We start from the raw sequence: 3,395 nt of genomic DNA, 5'->3' as shown, positions 1-3,395 counted from the left end.
CCACCCACCCGGACCCCGCCGAGGAGGCCGGCACCACGGAGAGGGCACCTCGATGACCACCCTTCACGTCCGCGACCTCGTCAAGGACTACGCCCTGCGCTCCGGACTGCGCCGCTCCGTGCTGCGCGCCGCCGACCGGGTCTCCTTCACCCTGAGCCCCGGCCGCACCGTCGCGCTGGTCGGCGAGTCCGGCTCCGGCAAGTCGACGGTGGCGCGGATGATCGCCCGCCTGGAGCGGCCCACCGCCGGGACGATCACCGCCCTCGACGACACCGGTCGGACGGTTCCCGGCCGGGACTACCGACACCACGTGCAGATGGTCTTCCAGGACCCCTTCGCGTCCCTCAACCCCTTCCACACCGTCGAGCACCACCTGCTGCGGCCGCTCAGGCTGCACGGTCGGGTGCGGGACCGCCGGGAGGCGCGCGAGGCGGTCGAGCACCTGCTGGAGCGGGTGAACCTGGTCCCCGCCGCCGACATCGCCGCCCGCCGTCCGCACGAACTCTCCGGCGGCCAGCGGCAACGGGTGGCCATCGCCCGCGCCCTGGCACCGGGGGCCAGGGTGGTGATCGCCGACGAACCGGTCTCCATGCTGGACGTCTCGATCCGACTGGGCGTGCTCAACCTGCTGGCCCGCCTCCGCCGCGAGGAGGACCTCGCCCTGCTCCACATCACCCACGACCTGGCCACCGCCCGGCACTTCTCCGACGACATCCTCGTGATGTACCGGGGGCGGGTGGTGGAACGGGGCCCGGCCGACGCCGTCATCCTCGAACCGGCCCACCCCTACACCCGTCTGCTGGCCGCCGCCGCGCCGGACCCCGCGGCCCGCGGGCGCGCCCGGCGGATCACCGGCACCGAGCCCACCGGCGGCCCCCTCCCGCCGTCCGGACGCGGCTGCCATTTCCGGGACCGCTGCCCCTCCGCGATGGAGATCTGCTCGCGCACCCCCGAGCCGGTCGAGGTGACCCCCGACCGGTGGGCCGCCTGCTGGCTGCACACCGCCGAGGGCGGCGGCTCCCGTCCCCTCCGGAAGGCCGGCGCGACGGAGAAATGCCCTCCGGCGGGGAAGACCCCCTCCGGGGCCGATCCGGCCGGCGCCCCCGACCGGGACGCCCCGGGCTGATCCGTCGCGCCGGTCGCCCGGACGCCGCGGTTACGGTTCCCCGGCCGGGAGCGGGCGGGGGTCAGCCCTCCCCGTCACCCACGCGGTCGGCCCGCAGCAGCACCAGCCGTTCGGGGAAGAGCACCGGGGCCCGCACCCCCACTCGTTCCAGCGTCCGGCCGGTGAGCACGACCCCCTCCGGGGTCCACCACGGCAGCGGCTTGCCCCACCGGGCGGCGTTGCCGTCCGGGACGTCACCCGGCGGCTGCGGCCGGACCCGGTACCGGGCGTCCGGGTCCAGGCCGGGGAGACGCACCGGGGCGGGCGGGTACTGCTCGCCGGAGGCGATGGCCACCAGCGCGTACAGCGCCCGCGAGCCGTCCCGGGCGACCACCCCGTGCAGGCGGAAGGCCGGATCGGGGTGGTCGGCGTGCACGGCGGCGCCGGTGTGGAGCAGGTCGCGGTTCTCCTTGTACAGCGCGACCCACTCGGCCAGGCGCTCCCGCTCGGCCGGGGACGCGGCGGTCAGGTCCCACTCCACGCCGAAGTGACCGAAGAGCGCCGTGCCCGCGCGGAAGTCCAGCGGGTGGCGGCGATCGGTGGTGTGGCACAGCTCCGCGCCCACGTGGGTTCCCATCAGTTCGAGCGGGATGAGGGCGTTGGTCCAGCGTTGGATCTGTTGCCGCTCCAGGGCGTCGATGCAGTCAGAGGCCCACACCCGGTCGGTGCGCTCCAGGATCTCCAGATCCACCCGGGCGCCGCCGGAGGAGCAGGACTCGATCTCCAGTGTCGGGTGCCGGCGGCGCAGTTCGTCCATCAGCCGGTACGTCGCCGAGGTCTGGGCGTGGGTGCCGGCCCGTCCGGTGGGCGGCCGGCCGGCCTCCACCAGATCCCGGTTGTGGTCCCACTTCAGGTAGGCGATGGGGTATTCGTTCAGCAGGGCGTCCAGCCGACCGAGGATGTGGTCGAAGGCCTCCGGGCGGGTGAGGTCGAGCACCTGTTGGTGCCGGGCGGGGCCGGGCAGCCGTCCCCCGGTGGACATGATCCAGTCGGGGTGGGCACGGGCCAGGTCGGAGTCCTCGTTGATCATCTCCGGCTCCACCCACAGTCCGAACTCCATGCCCAGGCCGGTGACGTGGTCGATCAGCGGCCCCAGGCCGTCGGGCCACACCTCCGGGGAGACGTACCAGTCGCCCAGCGCGCGGCGGTCGTCGCGCCGACCGCCGAACCACCCGTCGTCCAGCACGAAGCGTTCGGCGCCGATGCCGGCGGCGGCATCGGCCAGGGCCCGCAGCCGGTCGAGGTCGTGGTCGAAGTAGACCGCCTCCCAGGTGTTGACCACCACCGGCCGGGGGCGGGAGGGGTGGTGCGGTCGGGCCCGCATCCAGCGGTGCAGTCGGTCCGACACCTCGTCCAGCCCGATGCCGTGGGAGGCGAACTGCCAGGGCGTCGTGTGGGATTCGCCCGGTTCGAGGATGCCCTCCCCGGAGAGCAGCAGTTCCCCCGAGCCGAGCAGCGAGACCGCGTGGAAGGTGCGCTCGGCGAAGGTGCGGTGGTTGCCGGACCAGGCGGTGTGGATCGCGTGGATCTCCCCGTGGCGGTTGCCGAAGCCGGCGGTTCCGACGGCGAACAGGTGGGCGCTGTCGTAGCCGGTCCGACCGGTGCGGTTCTCCCGCACCCGCAGCCCGTGACCGAAGGCGGTGCGCTGCGGACTGCGCTCGCGCAGGTGGTGGCCGGTGAAGTCGAGGAGTTCGACGGCCTCGGCGGGGACGGGGAGGGTGAGGTGCAGGGCCTCCAGGGTGAAGGGGGTGTCCGCGGTGTTGGTGAGCACGGCCCGCTGGCGCACCACGCCCTGCGGGGTCAGTTCCACGGTCAGTTCCAGGTCCAGGCCGGCCACCGGGTCCCCGGCCCGCACGGTCACCGTGCCCCCGCTCTCCCCGCCGGCCGGGTCGGTCGGTCCGGCCGTGACCCCGACCGAGCGGGTGCGGAAGGCGGTGGAGAAGTCGGTGCCGCCGGCGCGGTGGCCGACCAGGCCGGGGGTGCCCAGCCAGCCGGCGGACTGCTCGGGCAGCACCGACACCTCGACCGCTTCGTCGACGGAGAAGCCGATCGCCTGGGGGCGCAGGGCCAGGCGCAGCGCCTCGGCGTCGGCGGGATCCAGGGGACCGGGGTCGGCACCCCAGTGCAGGACCCGGGGGAGGGTGCCGCCCCCGACGTCCAGGACCAGCCCGACCCCGTCGGCGCGCAGGACGACGATGTCGTGGGTCGGGGGGAGGCTGCGGGAGGGAAC

The 3,395-nt window shown here is 74.8% G+C and carries 2 protein-coding genes; one reads left to right on the top strand and one right to left on the bottom strand.

From position 1 onward, the window contains the following. The coding region (locus tag FOE67_RS20460; protein ID WP_323385145.1) for an ABC transporter ATP-binding protein at positions 1 to 1,126 on the top strand (1,126 nt) is incomplete at its 5' end. A 61-nt stretch (positions 1,127 to 1,187) separates the two neighbouring features. Here FOE67_RS20460 and FOE67_RS20455 read toward each other — a convergent pair. Further along, a complete protein-coding gene (locus FOE67_RS20455; RefSeq protein WP_182666307.1) occupies positions 1,188 to 3,362 on the bottom strand; it encodes an alpha-galactosidase in 2,175 nt (724 codons plus the stop codon). Positions 3,363 to 3,395: the final 33 nt, after the last annotated feature.

The sequence above is a fragment of the Streptomyces calidiresistens genome (assembly GCF_014141525.1).
GTDB classification, from domain to species: domain Bacteria; phylum Actinomycetota; class Actinomycetes; order Streptomycetales; family Streptomycetaceae; genus Streptomyces; species Streptomyces calidiresistens.
This window is presented reverse-complemented; position numbering and strand designations above follow the sequence as displayed.